This window comes from Clostridium sp. TJA085 (assembly GCF_058310235.1).
The window spans coordinates 1,218,609-1,242,785 of record NZ_JBZEEZ010000001.1; the positions used below are offsets into that span (position 1 = coordinate 1,218,609).

Sequence of the window (24,177 nt, forward strand, 5' to 3'; positions counted from 1 at the left end):
ACTTCATTATAATTCTTTAAAGCAAAAAAACTATTACCTTATGTAAATATTTGCACATTATTAAGAATTGACATTTTATTTACACAACTTTATTAATTACTAAAAATTTATTATAGTAAAGATATAAAAATACGAGCTTTTTAAAATAAAAAAGCTCGTATAATTTCTTTATATTTCTTTCACTACTTCTATATTTGCTATATTTTTATTTTTCCTTTTTTCTGTCTCATCAACTACAACTGCCGCAACTGCTGAACCAGTTACATTTGTTGTAGTTCTTATCATATCAATTACAGAGTCTACTGCAATAACCATTGCCATTCCTTCAATTGGAAGACCTAAGGTTGCAAGTACAACAGTTGTTGACATAGTTGCAGCACCTGGTACTCCAGCAATCCCTATTGAAGATAATATTGTTGTAATTATTATTAAAGTATATGAATAAGGAGTAAGCTCTATATTAAAAACATTAGCTACAAAAACTGCAACTATTGCTGGATAAAGTCCTCCACATCCATTCATTCCTATTGTAGAACCAAGTGGAGCTACAAAACTTGCAATTTCTTCTTTAACTCCTAAATTTCCAACTAAAGATTTAATTGTAACAGGTAATGTTCCATAACTACTTTGACTTGTAAAAGCTACAACTTGTGCTGGGAAGATTCCTTTTAAAAATTTAAACGGATTTTTCTTTGCTATAAATGCAACTAATCCTGTATGAACCACACCCATTTGAATTAATGCTGATATATAAACAGCCAATATAACTCCTATTAATGATTTAATAGTATCTATTCCATTTTTTGCACCAGCTACTGCAATTAGTGCAAATACTCCATAAGGTATTAACCTTAAAACCATTTTAGTAATTCTAAGAACTATATCATAAAAAGATAAAATAAAATCTTTAAATGGTTTTGTTTTTTCTGGATTTAAATTATCTTCTATAACTAATGCTACTGCAATAAATAGTGAAAATATTACAACTGGTATTATTTTATTATCAACTATTGCAGCTATAGGATTTGATGGAAGCATATCTAATATAACCTTTGAAAATCCAGGTATTTCTCGACTTGTAAAATCAGTACTTCCAACAAATTTCAATCCTTCTCCAACATGAAATAAATTAGCTATTATAATTCCTATAAATGCAGCTATACCTGTTGTTCCAAGCAATATAATAAATGTTTTAACTCCAATTGACTTTAATGTATCTAAATTTTTTAGTCTTACTATACTTGTTATTAAAGAAACCATAACTAATGGTACAACTATCATTTTAATTAATGACATATAACCTTTTCCAACTACATCTAAAAATAAAATATTCTCTTTAAATATAACTCCAAGTACTAATCCTAAAGTAAGTGCTGTTAATGTTGCAAATGAAAACTTATTTGTCTTTTTTCTAACTATGTAAATAATATAAATTGATAATATTGATAATATTATTGATAAAATTAAATTAAAATTAATCATATATTTCTTCTCCTTTAAATTTAGTTTTCTATTTGCTGGCCAACAAATTTATTTATAATTAAAATCGGAAAGTACATGCATTTATATTTAATTAATAAAAAAACCTTCCACCTCTGTAAAATTACAGAGGCAGAAGGTTAAATTCCGCGGTTCCACTCTGATTAGATAATAAAATATCCATCTCAATTTCAAGTACTAATATACTCTAACTCTATAATGGGAGTTCCCATAAAAATCTACTAAATAATTCGACCTTTAAGCTCCGAGGGGCACTTCAATAATACTCCTTACAGGTTATCTCAGCAAACTAACCATTCTCTGTAGTAACTTATATTATCTACTTTCCCTCTTCAACGCATTTAAATTCCGTTTTTAATTGATTTTATGATATATTATTTTTTTTAGCATGTCAATAATTAATTCCGACTAATTTGATAAAAATAGTTTATAAAATTACTAGAAAGATTCTGCACATTTAATAACTCCTTGCATAAATCCTGTTGCAAAATCAATTACAGCTGGAGTAATAACACCTATTTCAACTAAAATAATTCCTAACTTTTGAACTAATGTTAACTTATTAAATTTGCTCTTAAATCCAACTAATAACATTATTCCCCCTATAACCGCTACAGCAGGTAAAAAATATAGAATAATATCCATAGTATAAGCCCCCTTTTATTTTCAAATAATCTTTTGTATAAATTTACATAAATAATTAACAAGCTTATTTTTAAATTTTATAATATTCAAATAAGTTTATAATAATCTCTTTATTTTATAATAATCTTATATTTTATACTTTTAAATAATTTTACATATTTGTTAACATAAATATAAATTTATAACTTAACCTGCCTAAATTAATAAAAGGGGGTTTTGCTTTTATCTTTGTATGTTATTAGACTTTCTATTTAACCAATTATAATACTTGTCTTCACATTCTGGTGAATAGAAATTATGATTATTACACCAATAATCCATGTAATAAGTATCTCTATTACATATACTGCATTTATTATTCTCCATACCATATATTGAATTGTATCTTACTAAATCCCCTGAACTTAATTTCATAAAATTCCCTCCGTATAATATAATTATTTATCTTTATATATATATTATATAATTTTTTTGTATTATTATTCATATTATACCTTATTTTATTAATTTTTATACAGTTATTTTTGAATAAATTTTATAATTTTATTTTTATAGAAATTCTCTATAGCTAATGACCGTTTAAAAAGTATTTATATACCCAAAACTTTTTTGTATATATTTTTTTATTATATTTTTCTTTATTATTATTAAACTGTTTATTTTTTGTTTCTACTTTTAAGACGACATCAGACGTTTTAAATTTATATACCCTATTAATGTTATAGTCAGTTTCTTTAAGGCAAAAAAACTCCCTTTTATTAAAATCTAATTTTTTATTATTAACATCTATGTTTATTTTCTTTTTCCTTATATAACATTTATTAATTTCATCTATATTTTCTTTATAATTTTCTTCATACTCTTTTTTACTATCTTTTTCATAAACTCTTTCTTCATCTTCTTCGTCACAATCTTTATCAGCTTCTAAAGTTAATTCAATATTACTTTTATCTAAATTATCTTCGATAACTTTCTCTTTACATACTCCATTATTTTCTTCAGAAATATTATCTAATCTTTTTAAATCATAATATCCTTCTCCAATAGTATAAAAAGTATAGTTTCCTTCTTCTTTTACAAGCTTACATTCTAAAATATTAAGCTTTATTAATTTTTTAAGCCTTGCTCTAATCATTTCCTTACTTGATATATTAAGTATAGGTAAGCACTCTATTATAAGTTTTGTCTTTATCCAAAAATAGTCTTTTCCATCTATATTTCTATATACTAATTTTCCACTTTTAATAAAATTAACTATGAAATCTATTATCATAATATCTTTTATATCAAGATTTTTATTAAGTAATTTTTCTTGTGAATATCCCATAATAAATTTTCTCATCATACTTACCCCTCTCAATAAAAATATCTCTAATATGTATATATGCAGTTTTATAAAAATAAAAAAAGACTAAGCATAAAAACTTAGTCATAAATTTATAATGAAAAAATATAAATTAAAACAAAAAGATAACTAAAAATTTTTAGTTATCTTTTTAATAATTATAAATTTATTATTTTATAAAACTTTTAAATTAATGATATTAATCTTCTTTGAATTCAATTAAGTTTTCTCCAAGTTTTGAGATACGAGCTAATGAATATACATCATATCCCTTTTCATCTAACATTTTTCTTCCTGGTTGGAATGATTTTTCTATTACTATTCCTATTCCAGCTACTTTAGCTCCAGCTTCCTCAACTAATCTTATAGCTCCAAGAGCTGCTTCACCATTTGCTAAGAAATCATCTATTATTAATATTTTATCATTTTCATTTATGTACTTTTTAGATAATGTTAACTCATAGTCTGATCCTTTTGTGAAAGAATGTACTGTTGTTTGATATACTTCACCATTTAAAATTTTTGAAGTTTGTTTTTTTAATGTAACCATTGGTAAATCCATTTGCATTGCAGTCATTACTGTTGGTGCTATTCCTGAACTTTCTATTGTAAATATTTTAGTTATTCCGTGATTTTTAAAATATTCCTTAAAATATGTTCCTACTTGATACATTAGCTTTGGGTCTACTCCATGATTTAAAAATGAATCAACCTTTAATACAGTATCGCTTAATGCTCTTCCATCTTTTAATATACGTTCTTTTAAAATTTCCATTATACTTATCTCCCCTATCTATAAATTAATCATCTTTTATGTTCATTAATATTTTTCTAAATTTTCTTCTAATCTATAACTTCTTTATTTTTGCTTTTATCTTTTAATACTATATTAAGTATTAGTGCAACTATTGTTCCCGTAGAAATTCCTGATGAAAATATCATTTTTAATGATTCTGGTAACTGACTTATAACCTCTGGTCTAAAAGTAACTCCAAGACCTAATCCCATTGATATTGCAATTATAAGTAAATTACGTTCTGTAAGTTTAACATTACTTAATGTTCTAATTCCAGCTGCCGCAACTGTTCCAAACATCATAATTCCAACTCCACCTAAAACTGGACTTGGTATTGCAGTAATTATTGCAGAAATCTTTGGTAAAAATCCTAATATAACTAATAATATACCTGCCATAACAGCAACATGACGGCTAGCAACTTTAGTTAATGATATAATTCCTATATTTTGTGTAAATGATGTATTAGGACATGAGCCTAAAAATCCACCAAGTGCACTACCTACACCATCTGCTAATACTCCACCTGCAACTCTTTTATCATCTCCAGATATGTTAGAAGTTTCTTCTATTGCTTTTATACAACCAACTGTTCCGATTGTTGCTACAAAATAAGCTGGAATAAATGCTATTACTGACTTTATGTCAAATGTAACTCCAAACTCTAATATTCTTGGGAATGAAAAAAAGCTTGCTTCTTTTATTGCTGTAAAATCAACTAATCCCATTGGAATACAAACAATATATCCAATTACTATACCAATTAATATAGATGCACTACTAATTATTCCTTTTCCGTAATTATTTAATATAAGTGTAATTACTAAAACAAACATTGCTATTAAAACATTTTTTAAACTACCATAATCTGATGCACCTACACCACCTGCTGCCCAATCTATTGAAACTGGAAGAAGTGTTAATCCAATTAATGTTACAACTGTACCTGTAACAAGAGGTGGGAAAAACTTCATCAAAGGCTTTATAAAAAAACTTAATATAATTTCAAATAAAGATCCTAAAATTGTTGCTCCTATTATTCCTGGAAGTCCAAGTACTGAGCCTACTGAAATTGCTGGTGATACAAAAGTAAAATCTGTTCCCATAATACATGCCACTCTAGAACCAACTTTGCCTATTCCCCTAGCCTGTATTATTGTTGCTAGACCTGATGCTAATATTGATGCACTAATTAATGCAGTAGTTGTTTTTGTATCAAAGCCAAGTGCTGTTGATATTACAAGTGGAACTACTATTATTCCACCAAATGCTGCAAATATATGTTGAAATCCAAATAATATTTTTTTAAATAATCCTAAGTTATCATCAACACCATAAATTAAGTTAACTTCAATAGCATTTGTACTATCTTTTTTCATTCCTTCATCTCCTTATTGTTTATAATGTTATTTATTGTCATTTGTAATATTGCGTATATTTATATAGAAAACTAAATTGAACTCAAATAAAAAAAGTGTACTTTAATTTTATTGACTATAATAGAAGTTATACTTATAAAAAAACAGCACCTCTTAAAAGCTGAGGTGCTGTCCTTAGATACAATATCATACCTTGTACAACTCCTCGTAGTCCACTAGTTTACGGCTAGTAGGTAGAAACTTCCGGTCCATATTACCGATTATATACGAGTCCGTTTTTTATTATATACGTAGTATTATAACACGAAAACTTATTTTATCAATAGTTTGAATTTATTTCATTTTCTCTTTTATACCTAATATTTCTATTATTTTTTCTAATCTTAATATTTTAATTTATTCTTTTTATAATTTTATTTTGCATAAAAATATTAAAAAATTTTTATAATTTATTTTTCATCATCCCCATAACTATTTTCTCTGCTGTTATAGGAAGTGTTCTTACATTTACTTTAGTTGCATTATAAACAGCATTAGCTATTGCAGGTGATGGTGTGTTTATAACAATTTCTCCAATTGATTTTGCTCCAAAAGGCCCACTTTCCTCAAAACTGCTTTCAAATTCAACTCTTATATTTCCTACATCTAATCTACTTGGAATTTTATATTGCATAAATGAATTATTCATCATTTGACCTTTTTTATTGTATTTTATATCTTCATACAAAGCCATTCCTATCCCTTGAACTATTCCACCTTCTGTTTGAACTCTTGCAAGATTTGGATTTATTATAGTTCCACAGTCAACTACTGCAACATAATCAATTATATCCACATTTCCTGTTAACTTATCCACTTCTGTTTCCACAATTCCAACCATAAAAGGTGGAGGAGAAACTTCTGAATAATGTGATTCACTTGCACTTATTGCTTTACTTCCACCAACTAAACTTCTATTTGCTAAATCTTTAAGTAATATTTCTTTTTCATCTATTAATGAGAAAATTCTTTCTCCATCAAACTCAAGATTTTCAACATTACAATTTAATAATTTTGAAGCTTCTAAAAGCATATTTTTCTTTAAACTTTCACAAGTTTTAACAACAGCCATTCCTGTAAGATAAGTTGTACTTGATGCATAAGAACCTGTGTCATAAGGGGATTGATCGGTATCAACACCATGAACTACAATATTATCAATGTTACAATCTAAACACTCTGCTGCCATTTGAGATAATATTGTATCACATCCAGTTCCCATATCAGATGCCCCAATCATTAAAGTATAAAATCCATCATCATTTAATTTAATTTCAACTGAAGCAGTATCAATTAGTGATATTCCAGAACCCTGCATAGCCATTGCTACTCCAACAGATCTTACTTTTCCATTTCCAACATCTCTACATGGGTATTTATTATCCCAATCAATCATCTCTTTAGCTCTTTGTAAGCATTTATCCAAAGTACAACTATTTGCCTTTTCTCCATAATAAGCTGGCATAATATCTCCTTCTTTAACCATATTCATTTGCCTCAACTTAATAGGATCAATATTTAACTTAGCTGCAAGTTCATTTATTGCAGATTCTAATGCAAAAATACCTTGAGTTGCTCCATATCCTCTATAAGCACCTGCTCCCATTGTATTTGAATAAACTACATCATAATTAAATTTATATGCATTTGGAGTGCTATAAAGTGGCATTGACTTATGTGCTGATAGTCCAACAGTTGTAGGTCCATGCTCCCCATAAGCTCCAGCATTTGATAATGTATATATATCAATTGCTTTAATTATTCCATTGTGGTCAGCACCTAAACGAACCTTTATTTCCATCTCATGTCTTGGACTTCCATTAGTCATACTTTCTTCTCTTGTAAATATCATTTTTGCTGGTTTTCCAGTCTTTAATGTAACTATTGCAGGGAAAACTTCTGAAACAACACTTTGCTTTGCTCCAAAACCTCCACCTATTCTTGGTTTAACAACTCTTATTTTTGATTTTGGAATATTTAATGCATTTGCCAATATACGTCTTACATGAAAAGGTACTTGAGTTGAACTTGTTATATTTAGTCTTCCGTAAGTATCAAGTTCTGTAAATGTTCTAAATGTCTCCATCATAGCTTGATTATTTGCTTTAGTGTGATAAGTTTGTTCTATTATATGGCTACATTTACTAAATTCTTCTTCTACATTACCATGTTCAAATCCACCTGTTGAGCAAATATTTCTTTTATTATCAGCTCCAACATCACATAATGTTTTAAAATTTTCTTCTGGATGAACTAAAATATTATTGTCTTTAGCTTCTCTAAAATCTAATATTGCATCTAAAACTTCATACTTAACTTTAATAAGTTTTATAGCTTTATCAACAGACTTTTCATTAGTTCCAGCAACAATAGCAACAGGGTCTCCACAACATCTAAGTCTCTTATCCAAAATTAGCCTATCGTATGGACTTGGTTCAGGATAAGATTGTCCAGCCATTGTAAATCTTGAATTTGGAACATCTTTATAAGTTAAAATACATTCAATACCTGGAACTTTGCTTGCTATATCTGTATTAATATCTTCAATTAAAGCATGAGGATGAGGACTTCTAAGCAGTTTTACAACAAGTGCATTAGCTGGAAGTAAATCTTCAGTATATACTGGTTTACCAGTTAATAATGCCATAGCATCTTTTTTTCTTATTCCTTTATTTACATACTTCATTTATTAGTCCTCCTTTAATGAATTTAAATATTTTTTAACAGCTCTAAGTTGTCCCATATATCCAGTACAACGACAAAGGTTGCCAGAAAGATAATTCTTTATTTCATCTTCAGTTGGATTATTAAGTTCTATTTTCATAGCTATTACATTCATAACAAATCCAGGACTACAAAATCCACATTGCTCTGCTCCTTCATCTGCCATAAAGGCACCAAATTCTTCTGCTTCTTCTTTTAAACCTTCAATAGTTGTAACATGAAGTCCATTTGCTCTAACGGCAAGAGTTGAACATGATAATATTGGCTTTCCTTCTAAATGTACAGTACATAATCCGCAATTTGAAGTTTCGCATCCTCTCTTTACACTAAAAAATCCCTTACTTCTTATAAAATCAATTAATAAAGTATCTTCTAATATGTCATCTTCAAAAATCTTATTGTTAATCCACATTTTAATCTTCATAGTTACCTCCAGTAATTTCACATATTCCTCTCTCTACAAGAACACTTGCTAATATTGCTCTATACTCTTTACTACCTCTCATATTGCTTTCAAATTTCATTTCTTTAGAATTTCTATCAAGTAATAATTTTATTTCTTCTTTAGTTGGTATTTCACTTAAAATTTCATCACTATTTTTAATAAAATCTGCTCTCTTAGGTCTTGCACCTAATACAATTTGCCACTTACCATTAAACCTTGATGCACAGCAAGTAAGTATTGGAATATCTGTTGCACTTAATCTTTGTGTTAAATATGAAACCTTTCTATTATCTTTTTTTATTATAATTCTCACTAATATATCATTATCATAAGGCATGTCCTTATACACACTTAAAGGTATAATTCCTCCTTTAAATAACTCAACATATGTATCTAAGGCTAAAAGAGAAGTAAGTATATCTGAAAACCCAAACCTTGAATATATACTTCCACCAATAGTTGCTACATTACGAAACTGAACGCCAACTATATTCATTAAGCTTTTTGCTATAACTCCATCAAAATATGAATTTAATGAAGCATTCACTTCTAAATCTCTTAAAGTACACATACACCCTATATTAAAAGCATCTTCAGTTTCTTCAATTTTATTAAGTCCAAGTTTTGATAAATCTATAGCTGTTTGTATATTACGTTCTCCCATTTTAAGCCAGGCTGTTCCGCCTAAAACAACATTATTCTTTTTTTGATTTAACTCATAAGCTTCTTCTAAACTTTGTGCTACTACATAATTTTTAATAGTAAACATAAACAAATTCCCTCCGCAAAAAATCAATAAAACTCTTAATATATTAAATTTAATTAATAATGTCTCAAAACAATCTAAAATCTATATTTAAGTAAATATTTATTTAAAACATAAGCAAATACTTTTAACTTACACTATTAATTTGTAAATCTTTTTCTTTTATAACTTCATCTTCACTTTTTTTCTTTGGCAAAATTAAATTTACAACTGTTGCTATAACAAAAACCATAACTATACTATTATGAGCAAAAACTTGTGTTACCCATTCTGGAAGTTTTGCTAAAACTTCTGGAACATATCCAATTCCAACACCAATCCCAAGTGCTAAGGCCGCAATTAAACTATTTCTTTCATCTAAGCCTTCTCTCATTAATGATTGAATTCCACTAATTAAAATCATTGAAAACATAATAACAGCTGCTCCACCTAAAACTGATTGAGGCATAACAGAAAATAAAGCACTAAGCTTTGGAATAAATCCTGATAATATTAAAAATACTGCACCTGTCATAATTACAAATTTATTTACTACTTTAGTTACTGCAACAAGCCCTGCATTTTGTCCAAAAGCTGTATTTGGAAGAACACCAAACATTGATGCTATACCACTTGCTACTCCATCTGCAATAACTCCTCCTGATAACTCATTATCTTTTGGATCTCTATTTAACCCACCAACAGTTATTGCTGAAATATTTCCAATAGTTTCAACTGCTGTTGCTACATACATAATACTCATTGAAATAATTGCATCTATCTTAAATTGAAATCCTGTTACAAAAGGCTTTGGCATACTAATCCAAGCTGCTTCTTTAACAGCAGTAAAATCTACCATTCCTAAAAATATAGACAAAATATAACCAACTACAATCCCAATTAATATAGATGAAACATTTAAGAAACCTTTTTTACATTGTTTTAATGCAATAATTACTAATACAACTACAGTTGCAACAATTAAATTTTTTGGTGAACCAAATTCATCAGAACCCGAACCTCCACCAAAATATTTAATTCCAACTGGAAGTAATGAAAGACCTATAGAAATAATAACAAGGCTTGTTACTATTGGAGGAAACAACTTTTTAAGAGGTTTTATAAAAAATCCTAATATAATTTCTAAAATTGCTCCAATTAATGATGCTCCCATAATTGCATCATATCCATAGGTTAACCCAATAACCTTTTCTGTTCCTATAAACCCAGAGCTTGTACCCATAACTATTGGAAGTCCACTTCCCACTCTAAATTTTGGATATAATTGAATTAATGTTGCAATACCTGATATAAACATTGCATTTTGTATTAATATAGATTTAGTCCCTATATCAATATTTAATAATCCACAAATAATAATAAGTGGTGAAACATTTCCTAAAAACATTGCAAGAACATGTTGAATACCAAGAGGAACTGCTTCCTTTAACTGTACCCTTCCTTCTAATTCATAAATACTTCCTTTTTTCATTCTGTTTTCCCCCTCAATTCTCTAGAAGTTTATCTAATAATCAAAAAAACAGCACCTCATCCGTCCATGAGGTGCTGCTTTTTTGGTGTATACATTTTATTTTTATCGTGTATATACTATAAGGAGCCCTCGTAGTCTGCTGTTTTACGGTTAGCAGGTAGAAACTTTCGGACCATATTACCGATTATATACGAGATTTTTTATTTTACATACGTATTATAACACGAATTTTATATTTTTCAAGTTTTTTATTGTTCGTAATTTTAATTAATATAATTAAATTTTTATTGAAATATTATTTATTTTTATTGCAATTATTATTTGTTATACAGGCTTTTTTACATAATAATAAATAAATTATAGACACTAATACTGAGACAATTAAAACTCCAATAAATAAAAAATTTTTATTAAAGTTATATATAAATGCTGATACAATAGGACTTACTGCATATCCAGTAGCTTCAGATGCTCCAACAAATCCAAAAACTATTCCTTTTATATTTTCATTTTCTCCAAATTCTGAAAGCAAACTTTGAAGAGATGCATTTAAAAAAGTAGCACCTAAAAAATATATTATTATAATCACTGTAAACATAGGTATATTTCTAAATATTGATAGGCCTAGAAGTGATAAATTCATAACTATAAAAGAAATAAATAATTGTCTTTTATTACCTATTTTATCACTTGTATAACCACCTATTGGAGCTCCAAAGCCAAATATAAATAAATATATTGATATAATCATAGATGTATATCCCAAAGATGCTCCAAGGACATCTTGACCATAGAAAGGAAATATTGATACTACACACCCATATATAAAATCACCTAAAAAAGCTATAACCCCTAAAAGTAAGATTTTACATCCTAATTTATGTTCTTTTATATCTTTTACTATTGTTTTTATTCTATTTAAAAACTTTAATGATTTATCTTTTTTCTCTTTAGCACTTTCTGTTTTTTTTATTTTAAATATAGTAAATATTAAAGTTAATAAAATCCCTATTGAAGAAAGATAAAATACTAAATTATAATTATTAAACTTTGCAATTATAAATCCAGCAATTGCAGCTCCAATACCTCCTCCAAGAGTAAAAACTGAAGATGCAAATCCTGTACACTCTCCCCTTCTCTTTTCATCTAAAGACCTTGATAATACTGAAAATGTAGCAGGTGCTGCCATACCTAAAATTCCTCCTTGAATAACATAAGTAAAACAAGCTATGAAATTATTAGGTGCTATAGTATAAGCAAATGGAACAAAAGTCATTAATCCTAAAGCTATCATTAAAAGCAATTTATCTCCTATTGCATCTGATACTAATCCAAAAGGAATTTGAGCTAATGCTTTACTAACTCCGTAAAGTGACATAAATATTCCTATAACTACTGTGCTAACTCCTATTGAATCAAAATACAAAGGTATAATTGGAATCATGAAGCTATAACTAATACCAAAAATAAATCTTAAAATACAAAACTGTCTTAATTCCCTTTTCTGAAATAAAACACTATTTTTTATTCCCATATTTAAACTTCCATTTCATTAGTTAAATAAGACTTAAATTCACTTTTTAAATTACTATTCATAATATTTAATCTCCTCTGAATTTAATTATTTTTGGTAATTATTATTTAATTTAGTATTTCTCATTTAATATTTAATAATTCATAATAAAAATAATTATTATATTTTTTTATATTAATTATTAAATTTATTAATAATATTATCTTTACGTTAACTTTGTAAAAAGCATCTATATTTAATTGAATTTTTAAATCTAACCTTCTAAAATTTAAAAGGAAAACGTATACAAAAGATAAGGAGTGATTTTATGTCATTAAGAAAGTTAATTAAGTATTCTTGCTTTACTTTAGCGGCATACTTAGCTATTGTTACCAATGCTTTTGCTTGTACTACAGTAGTCGTTGGTAAATCTGCTACTACTGATGGTTCAACAATTATAGCACGTAATGAAGATGCTAAAACAGCTTGGACTAAAAGGTTTGTTGTACATCCTAAAAAAACTACACATAAAGTAGAAACTTATAAATCAAAAGGAAATGGATTTACATATAAACTCCCAAAAACAAGCTATAAATATACTGCTACTCCTGAATGGACAAAAAAAGATGGGGAATTTGAAGAAGCAGGAATTAATGAACATGGAGTTGCAATGAGTGCAACAGAAAGTGCAACTGCAAATGATAAAGCACTTAAAGCTGATCCACTAGTAAAAAACGGAATCGGTGAAGATTCAATGGTTACTGTTGTTTTACCATACATAAAAAATGCAAGAGATGGAGTTGAAAGACTTGGAAAAATAGTTGAAAAGAAAGGCTCTGCTGAAATTAATGGAGTAATTTTTTCTGATAAAAATGAAGTTTGGTACATGGAAATAGGTTCTGGACATCATTGGGTTGCAACTAGAGTACCTGATTCAAAATATGCAGTAATTCCAAACAAATTATGTATTGATAAAGTTGATTTAAAAGATACTAAAAATTACATGGGTTCAAAAGATTTAGTTAAATTTGCTAAAGAAAAAAACTTATATAATCCAAAAAAAGATAAATATTTTAGCTTCAAAAAAGCTTTTGGAACAGAAAGCGAAGAAGACGCTAAATATAATAATCCAAGAATGTGGGATGGACAAAGAATTTTAACACCTTCTTTAAAACAAAATATAACAAGTAAAAATTTTAAAATGTTTTTAAAACCAGATAAAAAAATATCTGTATCTGATGTTAGTACAGTTTTAAAATCTCACTTTAACGGAACTCCATATGATCCTTATGGAGATTACAAAGGAAAATACAGACCTATAAACGTTGCTTTTACAATGGAATCTCATATATTACAATGTAGACCAAATCTTCCAAGTGATATAGGATGTATACATTGGATATCTCTTGGAGTACCTGAAACTAGTGTATTTGTACCTTTCTATTCAGGAATAAATCAAACACCAAAGCAATATAGAGAAGGAACAGACACACCTGATACAAATTCAGCTTACTGGACTTATAGAACAACTGGTGCTTTAACTACACCTTACTATAATGACTATATGAAAAAATATACTAAACCTCAATTAGATGCTATTCAAGATAAATTAAATAATTCTTTAAAAGCTAGTGACAAAGAAGCTCTTAAACTTTATAAGAGAAGTCACAAAAAGGCTGAAAACTATATGACTGAACACTGTAAAGATATTTCTAATTATTCATTGAAACAAGTTAGAAAATTAAATGGTGATTTATTAAAAGCAACAACTTCACAAACACCAGTACATCATAATAGTAATTTATAAAATAAATTTTTAACTTATTAAATATAACTACTCAAAATAAAAACACCTAATAAGATTTATAATTCTTATAGGTGTTTTTTATCTTAATAATAACTTTTATGCTTCATCTTTAAAATGCTTTTATTTAATGTAAACTTATTAAATTAATTTTTAAATAACCTTATAACTATAATTAGTTTAATTATAATTTACCTCTTTTTACTTTCATTTAATACTTTATTATTTAGTTCCTTAGGTAATATTAAATTAAGTATAGTTGCAGTTACAAATCCACCTACTATAGCTTGACTGAACATATTTTGAAACCATTGTGGTAGATGTTGCATAACTTCTGGACATCCACTAAGACCAAGTCCAACAGCACAAGATGCAGCAACGATTAATCCTGTTCTTTCTGAAATTTTTCCATCTTCCATTAAAAGATTAAGCCCACTAATACTAATCATTGCAAACATTAATATTACTGCGCCACCTAAAACACAATTTGGTATAGATGCAACTATTGCACCAAGCTTTGGCACAAATGCACATAAAATTAAAAATACTGCACCAGTCATTAGAACAAATCTATTAACTATTTTTGTTATTGCAATTAAACCAACATTTTGGCTAAAAGATGTATTAGGCATTACACCAAAAAGAGTTGCAAATGCACTACCAAAACCATCAGCATGAACAGCACCTTGAAGCTCTTTATCTGTAATATCTCTTCCAAGACCACCAATTGCAATTCCTGTATTATCTCCAATAGTCTCAACAGTAGTAGCCAAATATACTAATATAAATGGAATAATAGCTTCAATATGAAAACTATATTCTAATCCTTCAATCATAAAAATAGGCTTTGGTATAGCAAACCATGCTGCTTCTTTAACTGGAGTAAAATCTACCATACCTAAACAAATAGTTATAATATAACCTACAGCAATACCAATTAATATTGCTGAAATACTTAAAAATCCTTTTGAGAATTGTTTCAATATAATTATTACTAAAAATACAGTAAGGGCTATTGATATATTTCTAATAGAACCAAAACTTGGATCTCCTTGAGTTCCAACTCCTCCACCAACAAATTGTATTCCTACATTAATTAATGAAATACCAAGAATTAATACAACAGTACCAGTAACTGCATGAGGTAATATTTTTCTTAAAGGTTTAATTATAAATCCTAGTAAAAATTCCATTATAGCACCAATTAAGGATGCACCCATAATTGCTCCGTAACCAAATTGACTTCCAACCCCTAAGCTAACTGGTATAAAACCTGAACTTGTTCCCATTACAACTGGTAATCCAGAACCTATCTTCCAAACTGGATAAAGTTGAATTAATGTTATAAGACCTGCAACAAACATTGCATTTTGTAGTAACGTTACCTTAGTTCCTACATCCATATTAAGAGCACCTGAAACAACTAAGAGAGGTGCTAAGTTACCTGCATACATTGCAAGAACATGTTGCATACCAAGTGGAATAGCATCAAATAATGGTACTCTTCCCTCTAATTGATACATATTTTCCTTCTTAATGTTCAAAATGAAAACTCCTTTATAAATTAATATTATCCTTACTTATTAATATTAGAAAACGTTTAAATTAATGCTAGAAATTTAACTACATTTTCTATTATTCAACTTGATATATAAATAATAAATTTTTTAATTAACTATAAAACTTAATAGTACTTATAAAAATAATCTTTAAATTTAACTTATCTATATGTTTTAATTGGATTTTATCCACCACTTTATTTGTTACTTTTCATTTAGTTCTTAAAACAAATAAAAGTGTTATTACTCTTAGTAATTTAGGAATTCCTATACTAGTAATTTACATTTGAAATTACGCTAATATTGATTTTAACATTAATTTTAGGATAATATATTTTTTTATTAATATAAAAAGATAGACCTATTAATTGCCTATCTTTTTTCTATTTGATAATATTCATAAAATTTAAGCCAGTTAAGAAGATTAATACTAATTCCAAGAACATATATATAATATAAACAATATATTGTATATGTGTATTTATATTTTCAATATTCCCTACATAAATTATTCCTTTAATCATTATATACATTTGAAATATTAATGTAATGATTTTATCTTTTATTTTTTAATCATAATTTTAAATTACCTCCAAGTAATATTGTTTAATTTATTATAGATATTACTCAATACTTTAATAACAAATTTTTGTATTATATTTTGAAAACTCTTAAAAACGAATAAAATATACACTATATTTTTGTTTAAATTCCTATTTTCATATGTTTTTTGTGCATTTTATCATTTTTCTTGTAAGCTTTAAATTTATATACTTTTAAAGTATTTTCTTACTCATTAAAGTTCATTCTAACTTTATAATCATATAGCAAATGAAAAACTTATATAAAGTAACCTTGTTTTACTTCATCTACTCTATAAAATATATTTTAGAATTAATTAATTTTTTATTACTTTAAATTTATAATAAATAGTTATATTAATCTTATAACTATTACTTAGTATTTTTACTTAAATACCATGCAGGCTTATATTTAGATGCTCGTCCACCTTCTTTTTTAAATATAAATTTGTATCCTTTTTGACATAATTCTCTCATTATATCTTTAACTTCTGATCCGGCAACTACCCAAAGTGCACCTTGTTTTCCTCTATTATCTATAATTTCAGCTCCTTTACTTAAAAGTAATTGTCTCAGTTCCTCTTCATCTAAAGATTTATTATTATTAATAATAGTTTTAGGCTGTACCATTTTTTCTTTCTTCTTTTTTTCAGTAAATATATCCAATACTCTCTCATTAAGTATTTCATTATCTTCTACTAAATCTATGTCTGTACTTTTATTTAACTTATTATTATCTACCTTTTCATCTTCTAAATTATTATACGTAATACCATATCTCCTTTTCATTTCTATATTATAAGTTACAAAATTTTTTTCTACATTTTTTTTAGTAAAATTTTTATTTATATAATCTAATTTATTAAAATCATATATAAAACTTGATATATTATGTTCATTTCTACATCCATTAGCTATCAAATATAAATTATCTTTTGCTCTAGTCATAGCAACATATAATAACTTCTTTTCTCTATTTATAAACTCTAAAATATCATCTTTTATTAGAGTGCTTTCTTTACCATCATTTTCAGCTTCTATCTTTTGTAACTCTTTAAAATTTGGATAACTTTTATTATTAAAGTCAGTTATAAATACAACATCAAACTCTAATCCTTTAATATCATACGGATTAGTATAAAATACTTGTTTCTTTTCTTTAAACCTAAACTTATTTGCATATGTCTTAATATCCGAAATTGATACCATAAGCTCTAATTCTAATAATCTTTTAAATTCATCTCTTTGTGCTTGTTTACTTACACCTTCTTCTCTGTGAATTACTGCAATGGTTTTATAAGGATCATTATCGAATATCTTTTTAATTTCACTACTTATATACTTAATCGTACTTTTTTTATCAAAAGTCATATTAATTATAGGCTTAGATCCTGATCTTACAAATTGCTTTTCATTATATTTATCATTATTATCTGTAAACTTTATTGAATTAGCTAGCTTAACTATCTCAAGAGTTGATCTATAATTTTTATTAAGTAATTTTCTTTTACCTTTCTCCTTAACTTTTAATCCTATATCTTCATATTTTATTGGGCATTTTTTATAAATTCTTTGTTTTGCATCTCCTGATAAAGTTATAGATTTTTTAGTTAATATACATAATGCTTTAATTTGCATTGGATCCAAATCCTGAACTTCATCAACAAATATATAATCAAATTTTAAATCTTTAAGTAAATATTCATTTTCAATTAAATTTAATGCATAATCCTCAAGGTCTAAATATCCATGATATTTACTTTTCAATTCATCACAATATTCTTCATATATCTTGAATATAGTGTTTCTTTGTACTCTCGTAAGTCTTATACTTTTACTTCTACCTATTCTATCTGTTTCTAAATACTTCTCTTTCTCTCTAAAACCCATAGCTTTTATCCATGCAATTTCGTCAGTAATAAAACTTGCATCGTGAGTTTTATATAATCTCTCTTCTTTAGGTAATTCTTCATAATATTTCCCGTTTATTTCCGTATACCTAGATAAAATAGCCGCAATTCTTCTTAGTGCCGTACCTCTATAATCATCAACTTTTGATGCAGTTAATTTGCCAACACCTTTTTCTATTATCCTTTTCTGCTTCAATAGCTTTGAAGCTATTTCATGGAATGTACATATCTCTACTTTATGCTTACTACTATTTTCAACATACTCACTGCATGACTCTAATCTCTTTCTAGTATCATCAATCAGCGTATCATTAAACGTTACATATAAAACTCTTTTATTATCTTCTCTTATTAGTATATTTATAAACTTATATATAAGTGTTAAACTCTTTCCTGTACCTGCGTACCCTTCAATTAATAATTGGTCTTCTTCTTGTTCAATTATATTTATTTGTTCTTGAGAAAGATTTATGCCTTCTAAATAAGTATAGTCTTTGAAATTTTGCCATACCTTTGATAAATTACTAAAAAACAATCTACTATCATTACTTAGTGCCAACTAAAAACTCTCCCTTCTTACAAACATAAATATGAGGACACATAGAACAGTGTATCCCACTATTATAAATATCATCATCTAAATAAGCATTTATAAATTCTTTGTAGTACTCATCAGCTTTAAAATTACCTTTGTTATATCTATTTTTTATTTTCCAATTTTCTCCTACTATATATTTACTTTTTAATAAGTATATAGCATCTATATTTTTAGGATAATTAATCCCTTCAAAATATTTATAATTTCTAATATTTTTTCTTCCAAATTCGCATGTTAATATATTAGATTTAACAACCTCTTTCCATTGAGGAAATAATGGAAAAACAAACTGTGCAATATTTTTATAACTATCCTCTATACTATTTTTTAATATTGATACAATACCGGAAAAAACTAATTTTTGATGAAAATTAGTATAATACATAGGATAAGGCTGTAATATAGAAGAATATAAAAATTTACATAAACAAAAATCTAGATCTCTATATGCAGCTTCTGAATATTTAGAAAACCCACTTTTTAATTCCTCCTTATAATTATAAAAATAATTTTTACTATCAATTTTTTGTTCTTCAACAATATCATTAAAATCTAAACCATTACTTACACATTCACCCTCTAAGTTATATATCGCCTTAATTTGTTTTAATAATATAGATTCAGTATCATCTTCCCTTAAACTTGATATCCAACTAAATGATTTTACTCCGTTAAAATTTATAAATAAATTACCAATAGCAAATTTTATATATGATTCAATAGATTTTATACTCTTATTCTGAAACTCTAATCCCTTAACAACGATCTCCCTATGTCGTCCATCTAATGAATGACTCAATATGTCTTTGTAATCTTCTAAAACTAATATCTTTCCATATAAATATTTTTTATTTATATATTCCTCGTAAGCTTTAAAAGATAAATCTGATAAATATATAATACTTTCCCCATTTACCTTTTCTATCTTAGAGTTTCTTAGAATCATACCTTCTAATTGATCTATACCAAAATCTTTTTCTTCATCTATATCTTCTTTTATCTCCATACTTAGGCTAATGTTGAACAATTCTCTTATGTCATCTTTATTTAATTTTTCTTTTACATTATTTTCACTATTTAACACAGCCCATATTTTCTTTATAACTTTCTTCTCAAATTCATTTCCATCTTTACTTCGATTGATAATATAGTGATTCCTAAATACTATTTTCAGTAATTCAAAATGGTCACTTATATCAATAAATCCGTTTTCATTCTTTAACGCTTTTATAATAAATCTTTTAAGCCTTAGTGTAACTTCATACATATAATTACTAGTTATATTATATTTTTCGCAGTTATTATAACCTAATGCTCTAAATGGATTAGATAAAAATCTTTTTTGGTTATCATTCTTTATTCTTATCTTAACCTGTTCTTCAAAGACATCATTTACTTCTTCTAATTCCTTAATTTTTTCTATTCTATTTATGATTTCATTTATTGAATTGACACCACTAAAATATGATTCGTTATTTGTTAAATAATCTATTAGCCTAACTCCATTCCATTCTTTATACTCCATCCATCCTGAAGTTATTAATTCCCTGTATATATCAAAATCAATCTTAACATCATCTTTAATAATCTCTACTGAATAAAGATTAAATAAAAATCTGCCTATTGCAGTTTGAAATCCATGATTATTATTATATTTATACTTATCTAAACATGCTGATATACTATCTTTATAAAAAGTAATTACTCTTTTATTTTTAAGTCTATTTCTAAAATCACTTACTTCCATGTAAGTCTTAGATTCTACTTTTTCATTAATTTTTCTATTATTTATTTTTCCTTCTAGAAATGAAATAAATTTTGAATCTGTATTAGCACTACTATTATTTTTAGGATCTAAATAAAAAATTTCCTTATCATTATAAACTTTATCCCAGCATTTATTTATTACATTCAAATCATGAAAATATGGTATTCTAAATACTACTTGAAAACCTAGTGTTCTTAAAAGCTCTATAATCATATATCTTTTCAAATCAATATTATTTAAATTATAAAAATATATCTTTTTTATTTTGCCACCATTATAGCCTTTTAATTTTTTATAAAATTCTACCGTATTAGAATAATTTAAAATTTGAATAGATATATCCTTAAAAGTATCTGTTTGTACTAATCTTTCATATATTTCTTTAATTAACAATTTAGTGTTACTCAAATTTTCATACTTAATATTCTTAACTCCAGCCTCAGCAATATTCATAATATCATTAGTTAGAGTATCTATATTATCTTCTAAAAAATTTATTTCTTCTAAAAAATTAAATTCTTCTTGTTCTTCTTTTAAATTAACTAATATATTTCTTATCTCACCTTTTAATCTCAACTTATTTAACGGCTCATACCACTTACTATATAAAGTTTCCATTAGATTCTCTATATCAATAATTCTCCAACTTTTTTCTAGTTCAATATTAGAAACTTCTTTTATCATATTACTCAATCCAGTATTTGATGTAACATGAAGATAATCTTCTCCTATATCTATATTTGAAAAATATTCTTTAGAATTATTATGTGTTTCTACCTTATACATAGTCACTAACCCCTCCGACTAAGCCTTTCCATGTATTTATATTATCTGTAGCTGCAATCTCACCTGTAGTATTTAAATATAGTTTTTTCTTACATCTAGTTAATGCAACATATAGTAATCTAGCTTCTTCACCTCTTATTTCTTCTTTTTCATCTTTTAAATATAATGAATATGTTTTATTCTTGTATTCATCTTCTCCTAGATTAATCTTATAACCAACCAATATTTCGTCATTTTCTGGTTTTAATATTAAATTTACTGATCTTGATAAATTTAAAAATTTATTAGTTAATTTATCAAGAACAACATAATCATACTCTAATCCTTTGGCTTTATGGACAGTTAAACATTGAATATAATCATCTTCAAATTTACCCGACTTTCTAACATCTATACTATTATCAGTAGCAATTTTAATTTTTAAAAATTGCTCTATTTGGTACATTGAAGTTATGTTCTCAGAAAATTCCTGCTTTATTAAGAATAATAAATGTTCTAAATTCAACTTATATTCTAATGCTTTTATATAAGCTATATCCTTATATTTTTTCTGATTTTTCTTTGAACTTATTAGAATTTTTTCATAATAATTTTTAACTGGATTAAATGAAGAAATTACTTCATCAATTAAAACCAAGGGATTTTTATATGTTACTGTATTTCTTTTTTCAATCCATCCACATTCTTGAATTATTGAATATAGAAAATCACTTTTTTCTTTTTCTGTTCCATTAAGTATAATTCCTTTATCTATTTCTTTATTTATATAAGGTGTACATATAAAGGAATACATAGTTAAAGTATCTCTTTCTTCTATAATTGATTTAATCATTACATAAAAATCTCTTACAGCCTCATGCCTATAAAATCCACCTGAAATATCAACTCTACATAATATATTTTTCCTATCACAAAACTCTTTAAATGCTTTAATATCATTATTAGATCTAAGTAGTACTGCCACATTTTCATTCTCTTTTTTTTGATCTAATAAATCATTATAAAACTTAACTTTATCCTCTATGTCATAAAAATTAACCCGTTCTATTTTTGTATTTTTCCATTTTTCTAAATTTGAATAAATATAATCTTTTTCTTTATAATTGAAACACTCTATCTTTTTATCTACATTAATAAATATATTATTTATTTCTTTTAAAAGATTAGAATTAGTCCTATAGTTCCTAATCATTTCATACTCTTTTAGTTGTTTTTTACTATCTTTTAAAAATTCTTTTAATTTATCAAATGCAGTGTGTTCTGCTCCTCTAAATCTATAAATACTTTGTTTTTCATCTCCAACAACTAAAATATTCGCATCTATTCTTTTACATAACTCTGTTATAAATTCTATTTGTATATTATCACTATCTTGGAATTCATCTACCATAATCACCTTATAATCTTTTTTTATTCCATTAAACAAATCATTATAAGATAATTTTTTCATTAGATCAGCTATCTCTAATTTATTAGCCTTTTCTTCATCTAATATAGATTGTGCTGTCTTTAAAACTCTACTTATTAATTCTGAAAAACCACCATTTTTTTCATCAAAATTAACTTTATATTTATTTGAATTTAAGTCTATAGAATAGTTATCCAAAATTTCCCACACATTCAACAGCTTCTTTTCTACTTCATATATTGGATAATACTTAATTAAATCATATAGTTCTCTATTTTCTTTATAAATATTGTTTAAAGCTTCATTAATAGCTTCTTGCCTTTTATATTTAAACGATCTAACCTGAATGTCTTTATTAATTCCAATATGCTTTCCATATTTATTTAATAACTTCTTAGAAAATTTATGAATTGTAGAAATTGAACATCTTGCTGCCTCCTCCATTAAGTCAAGATATGTTGGATCATTTGTAACTTTAAAATATCTATCTAATACTTCTAAAAGCCTTTCTTTCATTTCAATGCTAGCTTTATTAGTAAAAGTAATTAAAACAGCTTCTTCAAAACTAAACTCTTTCATTACTTTTCTTAAATAAATTAGCCTGTTAATCATAGTTGTTGTTTTACCAGTTCCGGCACCAGAAATAACTATAATATTTGAATCTACAGGTGCTGTAATAATATCATACTGATTATTATTGAACTCACACTCCTTATTATTAGATATATTTCGGTAAATATCTTTTTCTAAAATCATATTATCAATAGCTATTACAATATTATCATTTGCTATATATTCTTGTTCTTCATATAGATATAATAATTTATTATCTAATGATTTTTTAAATAATTCATAGTCATATTCATTTAAAGATAATTCTTCTTCAAAATTACCGCTTAAAAATAAATGAACAATTATTCCTCTACTTAAATAATCGTATATTCTCTCAATATCCTCCTCTAATAGTTCATCATAATAAAGAATAATCGAATATTTCGGATCATTCACTTCCTACTCCCCCTAATATACTTCTGTTTATATTTATCTGATATTTTATCTGATTACATCTCTCTTTTCTACTATATTTTACCACATAAATTTGCATTTTACATTTTTCTATTGTATTGATTCTGATTATAA

The 24,177-nt window shown here is 26.2% G+C and carries 16 protein-coding genes, 2 riboswitches and 1 other annotated feature; of the genes, 1 reads left to right on the forward strand and 15 read right to left on the reverse strand.

The annotated features are described in order from the left end of the window. Window positions 1-168 precede the first annotated feature (168 nt). The 11 genes from AC4FQW_RS06270 to AC4FQW_RS06320 all read right to left on the reverse strand — a co-directional run bounded on the left by AC4FQW_RS06270 (window position 169) and on the right by AC4FQW_RS06320 (window position 12,644). Window positions 169-1,482, reverse strand: coding sequence for a dicarboxylate/amino acid:cation symporter (locus AC4FQW_RS06270; RefSeq protein WP_491147911.1), 1,314 nt, complete (start codon window positions 1,480-1,482; stop codon window positions 169-171). Between the two features lie 122 nt (window positions 1,483-1,604). After that, window positions 1,605-1,845 (reverse strand) — a binding site (T-box leader). Between the two features lie 93 nt (window positions 1,846-1,938). Beyond that, window positions 1,939-2,145 carry a hypothetical protein gene (locus AC4FQW_RS06275; protein ID WP_303130562.1) on the reverse strand — a complete coding sequence of 69 codons (207 nt, stop codon included), beginning with the start codon at window positions 2,143-2,145 and terminating at the stop codon, window positions 1,939-1,941. A gap of 222 nt (window positions 2,146-2,367) precedes the next feature. After that, window positions 2,368-2,559 (reverse strand): hypothetical protein, encoded by a 192-nt coding sequence (locus AC4FQW_RS06280; protein ID WP_491147912.1) that lies wholly within the window; start codon window positions 2,557-2,559, stop codon window positions 2,368-2,370. A 154-nt stretch (window positions 2,560-2,713) separates the two neighbouring features. Further along, on the reverse strand, window positions 2,714-3,490 hold the full coding sequence (locus tag AC4FQW_RS06285; protein WP_491147914.1) for a hypothetical protein: 777 nt from the start codon (window positions 3,488-3,490) through the stop codon (window positions 2,714-2,716). Window positions 3,491-3,689: 199 nt separating this feature from the next. Continuing rightward, complete coding sequence (locus tag AC4FQW_RS06290) at window positions 3,690-4,265, reverse strand: xanthine phosphoribosyltransferase (protein WP_303130556.1); 576 nt, start codon at window positions 4,263-4,265, stop codon at window positions 3,690-3,692. Between the two features lie 68 nt (window positions 4,266-4,333). Then, the gene (locus AC4FQW_RS06295) at window positions 4,334-5,665 is read right to left on the reverse strand and encodes a uracil-xanthine permease family protein (protein WP_491147916.1); all 1,332 of its coding nucleotides are present in this window, start codon (window positions 5,663-5,665) and stop codon (window positions 4,334-4,336) included. Between the two features lie 188 nt (window positions 5,666-5,853). Beyond that, window positions 5,854-5,955, reverse strand: a riboswitch (purine riboswitch). Window positions 5,956-6,107: 152 nt separating this feature from the next. Beyond that, window positions 6,108-8,390 (reverse strand): xanthine dehydrogenase family protein molybdopterin-binding subunit, encoded by a 2,283-nt coding sequence (locus tag AC4FQW_RS06300; protein WP_491147918.1) that lies wholly within the window; start codon window positions 8,388-8,390, stop codon window positions 6,108-6,110. A gap of 3 nt (window positions 8,391-8,393) precedes the next feature. Continuing rightward, window positions 8,394-8,852 carry a (2Fe-2S)-binding protein gene (locus AC4FQW_RS06305; protein ID WP_491147919.1) on the reverse strand — a complete coding sequence of 153 codons (459 nt, stop codon included), beginning with the start codon at window positions 8,850-8,852 and terminating at the stop codon, window positions 8,394-8,396. After that, window positions 8,842-9,642: an FAD binding domain-containing protein gene (locus tag AC4FQW_RS06310; RefSeq protein ID WP_303130551.1), complete on the reverse strand. Its 801-nt coding sequence runs from the start codon at window positions 9,640-9,642 to the stop codon at window positions 8,842-8,844. The genes AC4FQW_RS06305 and AC4FQW_RS06310 overlap by 11 nt, the downstream gene beginning before the upstream one ends. Window positions 9,643-9,766: 124 nt before the next feature. Continuing rightward, on the reverse strand, window positions 9,767-11,110 hold the full coding sequence (locus AC4FQW_RS06315; RefSeq protein ID WP_303130550.1) for a uracil-xanthine permease family protein: 1,344 nt from the start codon (window positions 11,108-11,110) through the stop codon (window positions 9,767-9,769). Between the two features lie 112 nt (window positions 11,111-11,222). Beyond that, window positions 11,223-11,324, reverse strand: a riboswitch (purine riboswitch). Between the two features lie 81 nt (window positions 11,325-11,405). Next, window positions 11,406-12,644: an MFS transporter gene (locus tag AC4FQW_RS06320; RefSeq protein ID WP_491147922.1), complete on the reverse strand. Its 1,239-nt coding sequence runs from the start codon at window positions 12,642-12,644 to the stop codon at window positions 11,406-11,408. Window positions 12,645-12,951: 307 nt separating this feature from the next. Here AC4FQW_RS06320 and AC4FQW_RS06325 point away from each other — a divergent pair, with 307 nt between their 5' ends. After that, window positions 12,952-14,430 carry a C69 family dipeptidase gene (locus AC4FQW_RS06325; protein WP_491147924.1) on the forward strand — a complete coding sequence of 493 codons (1,479 nt, stop codon included), beginning with the start codon at window positions 12,952-12,954 and terminating at the stop codon, window positions 14,428-14,430. A gap of 188 nt (window positions 14,431-14,618) precedes the next feature. Here AC4FQW_RS06325 and AC4FQW_RS06330 read toward each other — a convergent pair whose 3' ends face one another. From AC4FQW_RS06330 to AC4FQW_RS06345, 4 genes are all read right to left on the reverse strand, one after another. Then, a complete protein-coding gene (locus AC4FQW_RS06330) occupies window positions 14,619-15,971 on the reverse strand; it encodes a uracil-xanthine permease family protein (protein ID WP_491147926.1) in 1,353 nt (450 codons plus the stop codon). A gap of 968 nt (window positions 15,972-16,939) precedes the next feature. Next, window positions 16,940-19,036, reverse strand: coding sequence for a UvrD-helicase domain-containing protein (locus tag AC4FQW_RS06335; RefSeq protein ID WP_491147928.1), 2,097 nt, complete (start codon window positions 19,034-19,036; stop codon window positions 16,940-16,942). Further along, window positions 19,023-21,629 carry a hypothetical protein gene (locus AC4FQW_RS06340; protein ID WP_491147929.1) on the reverse strand — a complete coding sequence of 869 codons (2,607 nt, stop codon included), beginning with the start codon at window positions 21,627-21,629 and terminating at the stop codon, window positions 19,023-19,025. The genes AC4FQW_RS06335 and AC4FQW_RS06340 overlap by 14 nt, the downstream gene beginning before the upstream one ends. Beyond that, complete coding sequence (locus AC4FQW_RS06345; RefSeq protein ID WP_491147931.1) at window positions 21,622-24,045, reverse strand: UvrD-helicase domain-containing protein; 2,424 nt, start codon at window positions 24,043-24,045, stop codon at window positions 21,622-21,624. The genes AC4FQW_RS06340 and AC4FQW_RS06345 overlap by 8 nt, the downstream gene beginning before the upstream one ends. Window positions 24,046-24,177 lie beyond the last annotated feature (132 nt).